This is a genomic window from Bradyrhizobium sp. SYSU BS000235, from assembly GCF_049747295.1.
Taxonomy (GTDB): domain Bacteria; phylum Pseudomonadota; class Alphaproteobacteria; order Rhizobiales; family Xanthobacteraceae; genus Afipia.
Genome location: NZ_JBMHJM010000001.1, coordinates 2,883,844 through 2,898,071, shown reverse-complemented (window position 1 = coordinate 2,898,071; position 14,228 = coordinate 2,883,844). Strand labels below are relative to the sequence as shown.

At 62.0% G+C, this 14,228-nt stretch carries 15 protein-coding genes; 5 read left to right on the top strand and 10 right to left on the bottom strand.

Features of this window, described 5'->3' with window-relative positions; genetic code table 11:
- The first annotated feature begins 36 nt into the window (after nt 1-36).
- Nucleotides 37-453, top strand: coding sequence for an alternative ribosome rescue aminoacyl-tRNA hydrolase ArfB (arfB, locus tag ACP0KA_RS13525; RefSeq protein ID WP_424629282.1), 417 nt, complete (start codon nt 37-39; stop codon nt 451-453).
- Nucleotides 454-464: 11 nt separating this feature from the next.
- Here arfB and ACP0KA_RS13520 read toward each other — a convergent pair whose 3' ends face one another.
- Nucleotides 465-944 carry a DUF3592 domain-containing protein gene (locus ACP0KA_RS13520; protein ID WP_424629281.1) on the bottom strand — a complete coding sequence of 160 codons (480 nt, stop codon included), beginning with the start codon at nt 942-944 and terminating at the stop codon, nt 465-467.
- A 308-nt stretch (nt 945-1,252) separates the two neighbouring features.
- Between ACP0KA_RS13520 and mutL the strand changes: the two genes are divergently transcribed.
- Nucleotides 1,253-3,106 (top strand): DNA mismatch repair endonuclease MutL, encoded by a 1,854-nt coding sequence (gene mutL, locus ACP0KA_RS13515; protein ID WP_424629280.1) that lies wholly within the window; start codon nt 1,253-1,255, stop codon nt 3,104-3,106.
- A 9-nt stretch (nt 3,107-3,115) separates the two neighbouring features.
- Here mutL and rsmD read toward each other — a convergent pair whose 3' ends face one another.
- On the bottom strand, nt 3,116-3,670 hold the full coding sequence (rsmD, locus tag ACP0KA_RS13510; RefSeq protein ID WP_424629279.1) for a 16S rRNA (guanine(966)-N(2))-methyltransferase RsmD: 555 nt from the start codon (nt 3,668-3,670) through the stop codon (nt 3,116-3,118).
- 57 nt (nt 3,671-3,727) lie between these two features.
- Complete coding sequence (locus tag ACP0KA_RS13505; RefSeq protein WP_424629278.1) at nt 3,728-5,842, bottom strand: pseudouridine synthase; 2,115 nt, start codon at nt 5,840-5,842, stop codon at nt 3,728-3,730.
- A 153-nt stretch (nt 5,843-5,995) separates the two neighbouring features.
- On the opposite strand from ACP0KA_RS13505, the gene ACP0KA_RS13500 reads away from it, so the two are divergent.
- Nucleotides 5,996-6,442 (top strand): nucleoside deaminase, encoded by a 447-nt coding sequence (locus ACP0KA_RS13500; protein ID WP_424629277.1) that lies wholly within the window; start codon nt 5,996-5,998, stop codon nt 6,440-6,442.
- On the opposite strand, the gene ACP0KA_RS13495 is transcribed toward ACP0KA_RS13500, so the two are convergent.
- The 3 genes from ACP0KA_RS13495 to purD are packed head-to-tail and all read right to left on the bottom strand — an operon-like array spanning nt 6,439 to nt 9,085.
- A complete protein-coding gene (locus ACP0KA_RS13495) occupies nt 6,439-6,885 on the bottom strand; it encodes a GNAT family N-acetyltransferase (RefSeq protein ID WP_424629276.1) in 447 nt (148 codons plus the stop codon). The two genes, ACP0KA_RS13500 and ACP0KA_RS13495, sit on opposite strands and share 4 nt — an antisense overlap.
- The gene (locus tag ACP0KA_RS13490; RefSeq protein ID WP_424629275.1) at nt 6,885-7,793 is read right to left on the bottom strand and encodes an alpha/beta fold hydrolase; all 909 of its coding nucleotides are present in this window, start codon (nt 7,791-7,793) and stop codon (nt 6,885-6,887) included. Before ACP0KA_RS13490 ends, ACP0KA_RS13495 begins: the two co-directional genes overlap by 1 nt.
- 11 nt (nt 7,794-7,804) lie before the next feature.
- Nucleotides 7,805-9,085, bottom strand: a complete 1,281-nt coding sequence (gene purD / locus ACP0KA_RS13485; protein ID WP_424629274.1) for a phosphoribosylamine--glycine ligase — start codon at nt 9,083-9,085, stop codon at nt 7,805-7,807.
- A gap of 82 nt (nt 9,086-9,167) precedes the next feature.
- On the opposite strand from purD, the gene xseA reads away from it, so the two are divergent.
- Both xseA and ACP0KA_RS13475 read left to right on the top strand, forming a co-directional pair.
- On the top strand, nt 9,168-10,631 hold the full coding sequence (gene xseA / locus ACP0KA_RS13480; protein WP_424629273.1) for an exodeoxyribonuclease VII large subunit: 1,464 nt from the start codon (nt 9,168-9,170) through the stop codon (nt 10,629-10,631).
- A gap of 90 nt (nt 10,632-10,721) precedes the next feature.
- Nucleotides 10,722-10,949, top strand: a complete 228-nt coding sequence (locus ACP0KA_RS13475; protein ID WP_424629272.1) for a DUF2093 domain-containing protein — start codon at nt 10,722-10,724, stop codon at nt 10,947-10,949.
- Nucleotides 10,950-10,951: 2 nt separating this feature from the next.
- Here ACP0KA_RS13475 and lpxK read toward each other — a convergent pair whose 3' ends face one another.
- From lpxK to ACP0KA_RS13455, 4 genes are read right to left on the bottom strand one after another with little or no spacing between them, the layout of a single operon-like run.
- Nucleotides 10,952-11,962 carry a tetraacyldisaccharide 4'-kinase gene (gene lpxK, locus ACP0KA_RS13470; protein ID WP_424629271.1) on the bottom strand — a complete coding sequence of 337 codons (1,011 nt, stop codon included), beginning with the start codon at nt 11,960-11,962 and terminating at the stop codon, nt 10,952-10,954.
- Nucleotides 11,955-13,259 (bottom strand): 3-deoxy-D-manno-octulosonic acid transferase, encoded by a 1,305-nt coding sequence (locus ACP0KA_RS13465; RefSeq protein WP_424629270.1) that lies wholly within the window; start codon nt 13,257-13,259, stop codon nt 11,955-11,957. Before ACP0KA_RS13465 ends, lpxK begins: the two co-directional genes overlap by 8 nt.
- A complete protein-coding gene (locus ACP0KA_RS13460; protein ID WP_424629269.1) occupies nt 13,252-13,965 on the bottom strand; it encodes a lysophospholipid acyltransferase family protein in 714 nt (237 codons plus the stop codon). Before ACP0KA_RS13460 ends, ACP0KA_RS13465 begins: the two co-directional genes overlap by 8 nt.
- Nucleotides 13,962-14,210, bottom strand: a complete 249-nt coding sequence (locus tag ACP0KA_RS13455) for a DUF4170 domain-containing protein (protein ID WP_424629268.1) — start codon at nt 14,208-14,210, stop codon at nt 13,962-13,964. The genes ACP0KA_RS13460 and ACP0KA_RS13455 overlap by 4 nt, the downstream gene beginning before the upstream one ends.
- Between the last annotated feature and the right edge of the window lie 18 nt (nt 14,211-14,228).

The window sequence follows — 14,228 nt, the reverse complement described above, 5'->3', positions numbered from 1 at the left end:
GATGCCCATCGCTCCGGATCGTGCTACTTCTTCCACATGCTTCGGGTCACGCGCGATATTACCATTGAAGAAAGCGATATCGACATCTCGTTCGTTCGCGCCTCGGGCCCGGGCGGACAGAATGTCAACAAGCTGTCGACCGCTGCGCAGCTGCGCTTTGACGTCAGCCGCATCGACCTGGCCCCTGATGTGCTGACCCGGCTGCGCGGGCTTGCCGGTCAACGGATGACCAAAGACGGCGTGATCGTCATCCACGCGCAACGCTTTCGCACCCAGGAACGCAATCGTGCAGACGCCATCGACAGGCTGCTGGAGCTGCTCCGCGAAGCCTCCGTGCGTCCGACGCCGCGCCGGGCCACCAGGCCCACTTTAGGCTCGAAGAAGCGACGCCTTGAAGGCAAGAAGCGCCGCAGCGATATCAAGTCCAACCGAGGTTCGGTGCGATACGATTGAGGCCAAGGGTCTCAAGCCTGCATGATCGAGAAAGCCCAAAGCATGATAGCGCCGGCGATCACGAACATGGCTGCAAAAATGAGCAGCGCTGCACGGCCGTCCTTGTTGCCGGGCTCCAGGATCGCCTCTTCCGGGTTCTCCGGATTGTAGAAAACAGGAACGCTTGCACCGGTGGCATATTTCGCGATGGGCCCCCTTGCGCTCGCCTCATCCGGATAAAGCGCGGTCCAGCCCCATTTCCACGCGTTGCTATGGAATTCACGACCACCGACGGCGTAGGCATACTGCACATCGGATCGATAGACGGTCGTGGTACGTGTCCTGGCATCGTCGGCATCATCCTCGCGACGTTCCTCGGCAACGATACCAACCTCAGTGATCTTGCCCAGGACAGTGGGCCATCTCATGCTGGCAGTGATTTGCTTGCGCTGCATGCCATATTGAACGAAGGCGCCAATGCGGGTCCACAACAGCTGAGAAGCGCTCAACATCGACAATAACTCCGGGAAAACAAGGAAATGGTGCGTAAAAAGTCCCGGGAAAGATCCCATTGCTAGTATCCCGGTTCTGACATTCGTATGAGTTTCTGGCTCGCTCGTTTACGAATGTCAGAACCTGAGGGATACTAGCTAAAATATAAAGCTAGTACGGTTTTGGATCTGACGTTCGTATGAGGGATTCCTGGTTGATTCTGATACGAACGTCAGATCCACCGCACTAAGTCGTTTTAGCCATACATTCGGTTCGATCCCGACCTAAAATAGGTGAACCGAGAACCACCGATTCATCCGGATACTCCATGCCAGTCCGCCAGCTTCCCGAACAGATCATCAACCGCATCGCCGCCGGCGAGGTGGTGGAGCGCCCGGCGAGCGCGGTGAAGGAATTGGTCGAGAACGCCATCGATGCCGGCGCGAGCCGTGTCGATATTTTCACCGATGGCGGTGGACGGCGTCGCATCACCATTACCGATGACGGGTCCGGCATGACGCAAAGCGATCTCGCGCTTGCCGTTGACCGCCATGCCACATCCAAACTGGACGACGAAGATCTGCTCCGCATCCACACCCTCGGGTTTCGTGGCGAAGCATTGCCGTCGATCGGGTCAGTCGCACGGCTCAACATCACCACGCGCCACGCCACCGAACCGCACGCCTGGGCATTGAGTGTCGATGCCGGTGAAAAGTCGGACATCGTGCCCGCGGCCTTGACCAACGGCACGCGCGTCGAAGTCAGCGACCTGTTCTACGCGACACCGGCCCGGCTCAAATTCCTCAAGACCGACCGCACCGAAGCTGAGGCCATCCGCGAAGTCGTGCGACGGCTGGCAATGGCCCGGCCGGATATTGCATTCTCCATGGCCGGCGAAGAGCGCGCGCCGGTGACCTGGGCTGCCGCGCTGCCCGGCGCCGCGGGCCAACTCACCCGGCTTGGCGACATTCTTGGTGCGGATTTCCGCGCCAGCGCCATCGAAGTCCGTTCCGGGCGGGACGGCGTCGTGGTGGAAGGTTTTGCTGCTGCGCCGTCTCTCACCCGCGCCAATGCGCTCGGCCAATATCTGTTCGTCAACAACCGCCCCGTCCGCGACAAGGTCATTCTCGGCGCGGTGCGCGCAGCCTATGCCGACTATCTGCTGCGCGACAGGCATCCTGTCGTGGCGCTGTTCGTGACGCTGGATACGCAAGAAGTCGATGCGAACGTGCACCCGGCCAAGACGGAGGTTCGGTTCAGGAATGCGGGGCTGGTCCGTGCGCTGATCGTTCATGCATTGAAAGATGGCCTGGCGCGCGAGGGAAAACGCACCGCGGCCAATTCCGACGGTGCAGCGATCACGGCGTTCCGGCCCGGCAGCATTCCGCGCGGCGGCTGGGATTGGCGGCGCTCGCCCAGCTACCCGACGACAGCCGGGATGGCGTTCGACGGATCGAGCGCTCCGGCCCCATCCTTCGACAGCTCATCGTCTCATGGATTTTCGTCGAACGTGTTTGCTGAAGCCGCGCAAGCCACGTTCGATACCGGAGCTCCTTCGGCCGACGTTCGCGTGAGCGAGCCGCCACCGCGCGACCTTGTGGATCACCCGCTCGGCGCCGCCCGTGCGCAAATCCACGAGAACTACATCGTGACCCAGACCCGCGACGGGCTCATCGTGGTGGATCAGCACGCCGCTCACGAACGCATCGTTTACGAACGCCTGAAAGCCTCGCTCGAGCGCGATGGCGTGCAGCGTCAGATGTTGCTCATTCCCGAAATCGTCGAAATGGATGAAGCCAGTGTCGAGAAGCTCGTGGCGCGCGCGGATGAGTTGGAAAAATTCGGACTGGCACTCGAGTCGTTTGGGCCGGGTGCGGTCGCCGTGCGCGAAACTCCGTCTCTGTTGGGAAAGACCAATGTGGCATCACTGGTCCGCGATCTCGCCGAACACATGGCGGAATGGGATGAGGCATTGCCGCTCGAACGCCGGCTGATGCATGTCGCGGCGACCATGGCGTGTCACGGCTCAGTCCGCTCGGGCCGCATTCTCAGGCCCGAGGAAATGAACGCGCTGCTGCGCGAAATGGAAGTCACGCCGAATTCCGGCCAGTGCAATCATGGCCGGCCGACCTATGTCGAATTGAAGCTCGCAGATATCGAAAAGCTGTTCGGGCGACGGTAAGCGCTTAACTCACACCGTTCTCATGAATACAAATTCGGTCTCGTCGTATGCGCGGCGCTCAAGCTCCTCAAAGCCCTCCGGCGTCTTGAGGGCGGCAGCTTTCGATTCCTCGACCACAACCAGCGCGCCGGGGGTCAGCCATTTGCCTTCGCGTATGGAAGCCAGCGCCTTGTCGGCAAGACCACGCCCGTAGGGTGGATCAAGAAACGCCAGAGAGAACGGCTCGACGGGATAGGCGGGGCCGAGGTTGGTCGCGTCGCGGCGAAAAACTTTTGTCACGCCGCCAAGCCCCAGGGCCTCGACATTGTTGCGCAGCAGGGCCCGGGCTTCCGCACCATTGTCGACAAACAGCGTGAAGGCTGCACCGCGCGAGATCGCCTCGATGCCGAGCGCGCCCGTGCCGGCGAACAGATCCAGCACCCGCGCGTCGAGCACAGGATTTTCGTACGCGTGCATCAGGATGTTGAACACCGACTCACGCAGGCGATCCTGCGTCGGACGAATCTCATTCGACGAGGGGGACGCGATGTTGCGGCCCCGCAACCGCCCGGCAACGACACGCATCCTACACTCCGAACACGATCCTGCCGGAACGGCAGTTCTCCGCACGATGGATCATGCTCAGTCTTCCGTGAAATCGATTTCCGGCTTGATATCGCGCTTGCCTTTATAGCCGCCCCGCGGACGGCGTGGCGGGCCACCCGCTGCCTGCTCCTCATTGCGGGCCCGTGCTTCATCGCTTCCGGTCCGTTGAACAAGCACGCGGCGGCCCTTGCGATCGGCGACAACCTCTCTCTTGGGCTTGGCGGGGCCTTTTCCGCGCGGCGCCTCATCGTCAACCCTCTCGTGCGTTGGCGCATCGAATTGCGCGCCTGACAGCTTGACGATCTTGTCGCCAAGCTGCTCGCGGAGCACCCGGCTGCGGATCTCCTCAACCTGCCCCTCTTCGATCTCACCCAGTTGGAATGGACCGTAAGACACGCGGATCAGGCGGTTCACTTCGAGACCAAGGTGCGCCATGACATTGCGCACCTCGCGGTTCTTGCCTTCGCGGATGGCGAACACGATCCAGACGTTGGAGCCCTGATCGCGCTCCAGCGTCGCGTCGATCGAACCGTACTTCACACCATCGACCTCGACGCCCTTCTTCAGCTCGTCGAGTTGTGCCTGCGTGACTTCACCGTGCGCTCGCACGCGATAACGCCGCAGCCAGCCGGTGTCCGGCAGTTCCAGCGAACGCGCGAGCCCACCGTCGTTGGTGAGCAACAGCAGGCCCTCGGTGTTGAAGTCCAGCCGTCCAACGCTGATCAAACGCGGCAAACCTTCCGGCAGATTGTCGAATACTGTGGGCCGGCCCTCCGGATCGTCGTGGGTCGTCATCAGGCCGCGCGGCTTGTGATAAAGATACAGCCGCGTGCGTTCACGCTCCGGCAACGGCTTGCCGTCGAGCGTGATCACATCGTGGGTCGTGACATCGAGCGCAGGCGATGTGATCACACGGCCATTGACCGCGACACGGCCTTGCGTGATCCATTCCTCGGCATCGCGGCGCGAGCAGACGCCAGCCCGTGCGATGACCTTGGCGATCCGGTCGCCGGTTTTCTTTTTCTCGGGCACGGCACGCGGGGCACGCTTGTCGAAATCAGGTTTGCGCTCGCGATAGGAGCCGCGGCCACCGAACGCCGGACGTTTGGTGAAGATCCTGCTGTCGTCTTCGTTGTCGCGGCGCGGACGGTCTTCGCGGCTGCCGCGTTCACTGCGCGGATGCTCCTGCCAATCGCTCCGACCGCGCGGTGCACGATCCTCGCCATCACGCTCGAAGCGCGGACGTGCGAAGCTTTTGCGCTCGCCTCGTTCGGACCTTTCCGGCCGATCGTCGCGCGACCGTGAGAAACGCGGACGGTTACCTGAACCGCGATCGTCACGCGGCCTGTCAGAGCGCTGCGCGTCGTCGCGGCGAGGTGCGCGGCTCTCCCACGGCTTCTCATTGCTGCGGTCTTCGCCGCGAGAGAAGTCCCGCTTTGGACCGCGAGGAGCCCCGCGCTCGCCGCGATCCTCCCGATTAAAACGCGGACGATCTTCACGCTGCGGCCTGTCACCGCGATCAAAGCGCCCTGGCCGTGCGTCGCGGCCCTCGCCACGTGGCGTATAGGGCCGCTTCTCGCCAAACTTCTTGTCGCCAAAACCGCCGGAACGGCTCGGACGCGCATCATCGCGGTCACGGCGCGGTGCTCGATCGTCACGGTTGCCCGCACCAAACGCACGTTCCCCGCGGTCCTCACGCGGCTTGAACGATCGCGCCTCTCCCCGGTCTCCCCCGGCGAAGTCCTTGCGCGGACCACGGCTCGGTGCACGATCGTCGCGGCTACGCCCACCGAACGATCGCTCTCCACGGTCCTCGCGCGGCTTGAACGATCGCCGTTCTCCCTGATCCCCCGCACCGAAGTCTTTACGCGGGCCACGGCTTGGCCGCTCATCGCGGTTGAACCGTGGGCGATCACCATCCTTGCGGAAGCCCTCGCTCTTGCCGCCATAGCCCCTCGACGCCGGGCGCTTATCGCCGGCTGGACGCTTGTCGCCGAACTTGCGGTCACCGAATTTCTTGTCGCCACCCCGCGGACCTCCCGAGCGGGCCGGACGATCGCTCCCGGAGCGGCCCTTGCCGCCCCCCTTGTAGCCCTCACCGGCTCCGCGGCGCGGCGGACGGCCGTTGTTTTTATCGTTGTCGCGGGGCATGAATGATCTCTCAGGGCGTCAAGGAATGCGCAATCAGGCGCAGGAATCCGGCTCGCGTTGCAAACGCTACTTCACCAGGGAAGAGCGGGTTTCGAGCAAAACCGGTGTGGCTGAAGGTGCTGTCATAACAGAGTTCTTTGCAGGAAACGAGGCATGACAGCGCAATCTTTCATGGATTTGGCCCTGGAACAGGCCCAGATCGCCGAAACATCCGGCGAAGTGCCGATCGGATGCGTCATTGTCCGCGACGGCAAGGTTCTCGCACGGGCCGGAAACCGCACGCTGACCGACAAAGACCCGACGGCGCACGCCGAGGTTTTGGCAATCCGGCAGGCCGCTCACGCACTTGGCAGCGAACGCCTCGTCGATTGCGATCTCTATGTCACATTGGAGCCGTGCACCATGTGTGCCGCGGCCATCTCCTTCGCGCGCATCCGGCGGCTGTATTACGGAGCTGCGGACCCGAAGGGCGGCGCGGTTGACAGCGGGGTCCGGTTTTTCGCTTCACCGACCTGCCACCATGCGCCGGAGATTTACCCATCCGTCGGCGAGAGCGAGGCTGCCGGGCTGTTAAAGAACTTCTTCAAGGCGCGGCGTTAAAGCGCGAGCTTCATACCTTCGTGCGAACCGGCGAAACCAAGCCGGCTGTAGAAGCGCTGCGCATCGGTCCGCCGCTTGTTGGTGGACAGCTGCAAATGTTTGCAGCCGCGTTCCCGTGCCTTGGCAATGACCGCTTCCATCATCTTTTCGCCGATGCCTGTGCCACGAAGAGAGCCGTCGACGCGGACGCCTTCCACCTGCGCAAGCCAAGCCCCCTGATAGGAAATCCCGGGCAGAAACGTGAGCTGAAGACAGCCCATGACGGCACCGTTCTCATCCCAAACGTACAGCGTGTTATTCGGGTCGGCTGCAATAGCATCGAACGCAGCGTGATAAGCCGCCATATCACCGGTCAAATCTTCCCGGCTGCGCGCGAGTTCATCGTCGGCCAGCATCTCGACCACGCGCCGAATGTCCTCGCGCCGGGCCTCACGCAACGCCATCACGTCTGCTCCGAGAAAAATGCGAGCAGCGCATCGGCGGTGGCTTGCGGATTCTCTTCCGCCAGGAAATGCCCGGCATCGATCGGTCCGCCGCGCACGTTCGTGGCCCACTCGCGCCAGGTATCGAGCGGCGTCGCTCCTGACGCGGCAATGCCGGCGCCGCCCCACAGGGCGAGCATGGGCAGCGTGATTTTACGTCCCGCCTCGCGGTCGGCCTTGTCCTGCTCGAAATCGGCATAGGCGCCGGCACGATAGTCTTCGCACGCCGCATGGATGCGCAGCGGATCACGAAACGCCGTCAGATAGTGCTGTACCGCACGCGAATCGAACGGATTCGGGCCATCGGCCTTCGCCCAGCTCTTGAATGTTGGACCGAAATAATCGTCCGGATTCGACTGGATCAGGCTTTCAGGCACAGGATATGGCTGCGCCAGAAACATCCAGTGATAGATCTTCAGCGCGAAGCTGCGATTCATCTTCGCCCAATACTCGTAGGTCGGAAGGATATCGAGCACCGCGAGCCGCGACAGCCGGCCCGGGTGATCGAGCGCCAGACGATAGGCCACACGGCCGCCGCGATCATGCCCGGCCAGCGCGAAGTGGACATGGCCGAGCTGTCCCATCACCTCGATCATCGCCTGCGCCATCGCCCGCTTTGTAAACGGCGTATGATCGGCGTCGGTCTTCGGGATGTCGGACCAGCCATATCCGGGCAGATCAGGAATAATGAGCGTGAATTTTGTCGCAAGCTCGGGCGCCACGCGATGCCACATCACATGCGTCTGCGGATAGCCGTGCAGCAACAATAGCGGAGGTCCCTCGCCGCCGATCCGCGCAAAAATCCGGCCGGACTTCGTGTCGATCCACTCGGATGCGAAACCTGGAAACAGATCGGCGAGATCGGACATCCTTCCTCCACTTATTTTTGTTTTTCCCTTGCAATCGCCTGCCAGCCGATATCGCGGCGGCAGAAACCCTCCGGCCACTTGATCCGGTCGACCGCCTCATAAGCGCGGCGTTGCGCCTCACTTACAGTCGCCCCGGTGGCCGTGACGTTCAGCACGCGACCGCCATTGGCCAGAATCTTTCCGCCATCCGACTTCGTCCCGGCATGGAAAATTTCGACCCCTTCAACTTTCCCGGCTTCGCCGAGCCCTTCAATCAATGTGCCCTTGGCGTAATCACCAGGATAACCTTTCGCCGCCATCACCACGGTCAGCGCGGGCTCCGGATACCAGCGCAGGTCGAAATTGTTCAGTTGGCCATCGACCGATGCCTGCAGAGCCGGGACCAGATCCGACATCATTCGCATCATCAGAACCTGCGTTTCAGGATCACCGAAGCGCGCATTATATTCAATCAACTTCGGGCCATTCTTGGTGATCATCAGCCCTGCAAACAGAACGCCTTTGTAAGGCATGCCCTTTGCTTTCATCGCGCGCAGCGTCGGCGTGATGATCTCGTCCATGGTGCGCGCGATCATGGCATCGGTCATCACCGGCGCGGGCGAATACGCGCCCATCCCGCCGGTGTTCGGCCCCTGATCGCCGTCGAACGCACGCTTGTGGTCCTGCGCAGCGACAAGCGGCAACGCGTGATCGCCATCGCAGAGGACAAAGAAAGACGCTTCCTCGCCTTCGAGGAATTCCTCCACCACGGCCTCGGCGCCGGCCGCGCCGAAACCGCCGCCGAGCATCATATCGATAGCCGCCTCGGCTTCAGCGACGGTCATGGCAACGACGACCCCCTTGCCGGCCGCGAGCCCGTCCGCCTTCACGACAATCGGCGCGCCCTGGTTGCGGATGTAAGCCTTGGCCGCATCCGCGTCGCGAAAACGCTCATAAGCGGCGGTTGGAATATTGGCTGCTTTGCAGAGATCCTTGGTGAAACCCTTTGAGCTCTCCAGTTGCGAAGCCGCCTTGCTGGGACCAAATGCCTTGATGCCCGCTGCGGCGAGGTCATCGACGATGCCCGCGGCAAGTGGCGCTTCAGGACCAACCATGACGAGGTCGATGCCGTTCGCCTTGCAGAACGCGATCACAGCCGCATGATCGGTGATGTCGAGCGCGACGCACTCCGCCTCCTGCGCAATGCCGGCATTGCCCGGCGCGCACCAAAGCTTCGTGAGCAGCGGCGAAGCCGCCATTTTCCAGGCCAACGCGTGCTCGCGCCCGCCGGAACCGAGGAGAAGGATATTCATGGGATGAGAGTCGAACCGGCGTTTATGTGATGATAGAAGGGTTTATCATGATGCCTCCGCACCGCAACAGATTCGATTCTCTATGACCGTACGTGCTGTAGAAACCCTGCCAAATTCTCCGGAATTTACCGTTTCGGAGCTGTCTTCCGCGCTCAAGCGCACGGTGGAGGACGCCTACGGCCATGTCCGGGTCCGCGGCGAGATTTCCGGGTTTCGCGGCCCGCATTCCTCCGGCCACTGCTATTTCGCGCTGAAGGACGACAGTGCCAAGATCGAGGCCGTGATCTGGAAGGGCGTCCACGGCCGCATGCGCTTCAAGCCACAGGAAGGCCTGGAGATCATCGCCACCGGCAAGCTCACCACCTATCCCGGCTCATCGAAGTATCAGATCGTCATCGAGGCCATCGAACCGGCGGGTGTCGGCGCGCTGATGGCGCTGATGGAAGAGCGCAAGAGAAAGCTTGCGGCCGAGGGGCTGTTCGACGAGGCGCGCAAGCAACTCCTGCCATGGCTGCCAGAGGTCATCGGCGTGGTGACATCGCCGACCGGCGCCGTCATCCGGGACATTTTGCATCGGCTCGAAGACCGCTTCCCGCGCCGCGTGCTGGTGTGGCCGGTGCGCGTGCAGGGCGAAGGTTCAGCCGAACAGATCGCCGCCGCCATCAACGGCTTCAATGCGCTTGCCGAGGATGGCAAGATTCCCCGCCCCGATCTTCTGATCGTCGCGCGCGGCGGCGGCTCGCTGGAAGACCTCTGGTCGTTCAACGAGGAAATCGTGGTGCGGGCAGCCGCGGACAGCATGATCCCGCTGATCTCGGCAGTCGGCCATGAGACCGACGTGACGCTGATCGACTTCGCCGCCGACAAACGTGCGCCCACGCCGACGGCCGCCGCGGAAATGGCGGTGCCTGTGCGCGCCGAACTGTTCGTCGAAGTCACGTCGCTGGCACGACGCGGAATGCTGTGCTGGCAGCGCGGACAGGAACATCGCCGCAGCGAACTGCGCGCGGCCGCACGCGCGTTGCCGAAAGCCACAGAGCTTCTGGATATTCCGCGCCAACGTCTGGATCGTGCGACTTCGGCATTGCCACGCGCTCTGCGCGCCAACGCCCATGTTTATGATCGGCGATTGTCGGCGGTCGCCGGCCGGCTCACCGTCACAACGTTGCGCTCCCAGATCGATCGCGCGAAGGAGAATGTACAGCGGCTTGCAACGAGCGCGCAACGCTCCAGCAAGCTGCATATTCAGCAACGCGAAACGCGCTTGCGATACGTGTCGCAGTTGCTCAATGCACTCTCTTACAAGGGCGTGTTGGACCGCGGCTTCGCGTTGGTCCGCGACGAAAACGGCCACCCGCTGCATGCTGTGGCTGACGTCAGTTCCGGCCAGCGCCTCAGCATTGAGTTTGCCGATGGCCGCATCGGCGCCACGGCCGACGGCGATGGCGGAGGAACCGCAGCCAACCCGAAATCGCCCGCGACCAAGCCTGCGGCGAAGCGCACCACCGATTTCGGCGTCAAGAAGGTGCAGGGCGACCTGTTCTGAGCTGAAAAAGGGTTTACCCGCGCGCCGGCAGACCTATATTTTGCCAGATATGCTGGTCAATGAATTGGCCGGTTCACAAGGACAGACATCGTGCTCAACAAGTTCGGCCCCTCGGGCCACGGCGAAGCAAAGGTAGAATATCTCGACGGGGATTTCCGGGTGCTTTCACCGGGATCGTACGTTCGCTGCGCCATCACCGGGGAACACATCTCCCTGGACGAACTGAAGTACTGGAGCGTCGACCGGCAGGAGGCGTACGCCACACCTAACGCTGTGTTGCAACGACATTACCCTGCAATCGCGAAAATCCAGAGCTAAAGTTACTTTCCGCGCGCTCTAGCCAGCCGCTCCGCGACAAATCGCCGGAACGTTTCACCCTCGTCAAAGTCGAGCGAGACCGCGAAGGCAACAACCGTCTCAGCGCGTGGTGCGAGGTCCGCATCGCTATGCAGACGCGCCATGTCTTTTTCCGTGGTCACCAGCGTCAGTGATTTTGCTTGCGCATCGGCGGTGAGCTGTTCGATGTCGCTGATCGTATACGGATGATGATCGTCGAAGGATTTTTCCTCGACAACGTTCACACCGCTCTTGCGCAACGTGGCGAAAAATCGTGCCGGATCGCCGATCCCGGCAAATGCCAGGACGCGTTGTCCGCTTAAGGCTGCGACAGAGCCGGGATCAGGCTTGATCGTTGCGCGCAACACCGTCTTGCCCTGCGCGCGAAGCTCACGCGCAACGTCATCGGCCGCATCCCCTCGGCCTACGACGATCAACGCATCCGTGCGCGCGATCTGCGGCGCGAGCGGCGCACGCAGCGGCCCCGCGGGAAACACACAGCCGTTTCCAAGTCCACGTCCGCTGTCGATTACGATCAACGATGCGTCCTTGGTCAACGACGGATTTTGAAACCCGTCATCGAGCAAAATGACGCTGGCCCCTTGCCCATGCGCGAACATCGCGCCCGCCGCGCGATCACGCGAGACGATGACCGGCACCTGTGACGCCATCATCAACGGCTCGTCGCCCACATCCTTCGCCGTGTGTGCCTTTGGGCCGACGCGAACCGGTCCTTCCAGTTGACCGCCATAACCGCGACTGACCACGAACGGTTGTTCGCCCATCTCGCGCAGCATGTGTGACAGAGCAAGCGTTGTCGGCGTCTTTCCGGCACCGCCGACGTGATAGTTGCCGACACAGAAAACCGGGATTCCGGCGACGGCCCCTTGGCGTGCCATCCGTTGCGCCGTGACGGCGCCATAGATGGCGCCGAACGGAGACAGGAGTCGCGAAATCCACGAAGGCGGCCGATACCAGAAGGCCGGCTCACGCATCGGCGACCTCGCCTTCGATCCGCATTTGCAACAGGTAAGGCTCAAGCGCCGCCAGCGTTTTGTCCAGCGCGCCTCCCAGCCGCTCGACCACTTTCTCCGCTGCCGCGACCGACCGTTGCCGGGAGATCGGATTTGCCAGCAACGAGCCGAGCGATCTCACGAAGTCTTCGTCCGTCTCCGCGCGGACTGCTCCGCCGGCCTGGTCCAGCGCGCTGTAGATTTCAGTGAAATTGAAAACGTGCGGGCCGTGCAGAATTGCCGCACCGAGCTTGATGGCTTCGATCGGGTTCTGTCCCCCGTGGCTGACAAGCGATCCGCCCATGAACACCACGGGGGCGAGACGGTAAAACAGTCCCAACTCGCCCATGGTATCGGCGACATAAATATCGGTTTTTGCCGAAGGCAACTCGTCCTGAGAACGCAAGGCGACGTGCACACCGGCGGCAGCCAGCATCTGGGCGATGGCCATGCCGCGATTTGCATGACGCGGAACAATGATCGTCAACAGCGACTGGATCTGCCCGGCCAATCTGCGGTGCGCATCGAGAATGATCTCTTCCTCGCCCGGATGCGTGGACGCTGCCACGAAGACCAGCCGGCGCTGCGTTGCAGCCTTGAGCTGTTCGAGCTTCGGGACGTCAGCCGGCGGTCCTTTGACATCGAGCTTGAGGTTACCTGACGTCGCAACGTTGCGGCTGCCGAGCGCCGCATAGCGTTCCCCGTCGAGATCGGATTGCGCCAGACACAGCTCGAAGCAATCGAGCAGCGTGCCGATGGTGCCGGCAAACCTGCGCCATCGTGGAAACGAGCGTTGCGACATCCGGGCGTTGATAAGCACCATCGGAATGCGCCGCTCGGCGCTCGATAAAATCAGATTGGGCCAGATGTCCGATTCGATGAACAGCGCGAGACTGGGCTGCCAGTGATCAAGAAAGGAAGCGACATATTTGGGCGCGTCAAACGGCACGTATTGGTGGATGACATCGGGTGGAAATCGCCGCTGAACGATCGCGGCAGATGTCACCGTGCCGGAGGTCAGCAGGATACGTACATTGTGGGCACGCAGCCGCTCCACCAGTTCGGCGGCGGCCAGAACTTCACCAACGCTTGCACCGTGAATCCAGATCAGCGGTCCCCGCGGACGTCCAACACTTGCGATGCCCCGCCGCTCGCCGATGCGCTCAGGATCTTCCTTGCCCCGCTTGAGACGACGCTGGACAAGCGTCCCTGTCAAAGGCGTCGCGAACGCGGACAGCCTCCGGTACGCGCGCAGCGTGACCGGCAGCGCGCTAGGCATGTCCGTCCTCGTCAGGCCGGCCGACGAGCGTATAGGCGCGGCGCGTCACCTCGTTCAGATTGGCTTCCAGCTCCGCTCGAAAATCTTCCATCATCGTACTGTCGGCATCAGGCGGGACCCTGACAAGATCGCCGGCCGCGATAACGCCATGCCCGAACGGCAGGTGAATAACTGAGCGATCCCAGTTCTTAAGGCGCTTGAACCGGCTTGTGGCAATGGCCACGGGGAGAATAGGCCGTCCGGATTCACGGGCAAGCATGATGATCCCAAGCCCTGCCTTGCGCGAAACCTTCGGGACGTCCGCCGTCAGTGCCATGTTGATGCGATCCTCGAGAACCTTCAGCATGGATTTGAACGCCGCTACACCGCCTTTCCGGTGAAACGAGGTGCCGTGATCGCCCGAGCCGCGGACAGTTCCAACCCCGAGCCTTTCAGCTGCGATGGCGTTGATTTCGCCGTCGCGGTGACGCGAAATCAGGACCTTCGCCTCGTACGCCTTGAGCTTGAGAAACGGCATCATGAAGTGCTGACCGTGCCAGAACGCAACGATCACCGGCATATCAGGTTCGATCTGCTTGTAAATTTCAGGCGGATCCAAGGTGAAACGGTTTGTCCACCAGACCAGCCGCAAAAATTCAGCGGCAGTGCCCCCCGCGAGGTGCTGCACCCAACTCGCGCGGCCTAGATTTCGCAGGACTCTTTTCAATGCCCGGACTTCGTATCTTCAGCCGGATCAAGCAGCCGGTGGATGTGGACGATGAAGTAACGCATATGGGCATTATCGACGGTCTGCTGCGCCTTGCCCTTCCAGGCGGCATGAGCAGTCGCGTAGTTCGGAAATACCCCCACGATCTCGACCTTGTCGAGATCCTTGAAAGTTACGTGTTCAAGATCAAGCAGCTCACCTCCGATGACGAGATGAAGCAATTGCTGTGGCGCAGTCTCGGACATAGATCGCTTCCTAAAGCA

Coding starts and splice junctions, on each gene's coding strand:
- arfB (WP_424629282.1), top strand. CDS start 37: ATGCTTCGGGTCACGCGCGATATTACCATTGAAGAAAGCGATATCGAC.
- ACP0KA_RS13520 (WP_424629281.1), bottom strand. CDS start 944: ATGTTGAGCGCTTCTCAGCTGTTGTGGACCCGCATTGGCGCCTTCGTT.
- mutL (WP_424629280.1), top strand. CDS start 1,253: ATGCCAGTCCGCCAGCTTCCCGAACAGATCATCAACCGCATCGCCGCC.
- rsmD (WP_424629279.1), bottom strand. CDS start 3,670: ATGCGTGTCGTTGCCGGGCGGTTGCGGGGCCGCAACATCGCGTCCCCC.
- ACP0KA_RS13505 (WP_424629278.1), bottom strand. CDS start 5,842: ATGCCCCGCGACAACGATAAAAACAACGGCCGTCCGCCGCGCCGCGGA.
- ACP0KA_RS13500 (WP_424629277.1), top strand. CDS start 5,996: ATGACAGCGCAATCTTTCATGGATTTGGCCCTGGAACAGGCCCAGATC.
- ACP0KA_RS13495 (WP_424629276.1), bottom strand. CDS start 6,885: ATGGCGTTGCGTGAGGCCCGGCGCGAGGACATTCGGCGCGTGGTCGAG.
- ACP0KA_RS13490 (WP_424629275.1), bottom strand. CDS start 7,793: ATGTCCGATCTCGCCGATCTGTTTCCAGGTTTCGCATCCGAGTGGATC.
- purD (WP_424629274.1), bottom strand. CDS start 9,085: ATGAATATCCTTCTCCTCGGTTCCGGCGGGCGCGAGCACGCGTTGGCC.
- xseA (WP_424629273.1), top strand. CDS start 9,168: ATGACCGTACGTGCTGTAGAAACCCTGCCAAATTCTCCGGAATTTACC.
- lpxK (WP_424629271.1), bottom strand. CDS start 11,962: ATGCGTGAGCCGGCCTTCTGGTATCGGCCGCCTTCGTGGATTTCGCGA.
- ACP0KA_RS13465 (WP_424629270.1), bottom strand. CDS start 13,259: ATGCCTAGCGCGCTGCCGGTCACGCTGCGCGCGTACCGGAGGCTGTCC.
- ACP0KA_RS13455 (WP_424629268.1), bottom strand. CDS start 14,210: ATGTCCGAGACTGCGCCACAGCAATTGCTTCATCTCGTCATCGGAGGT.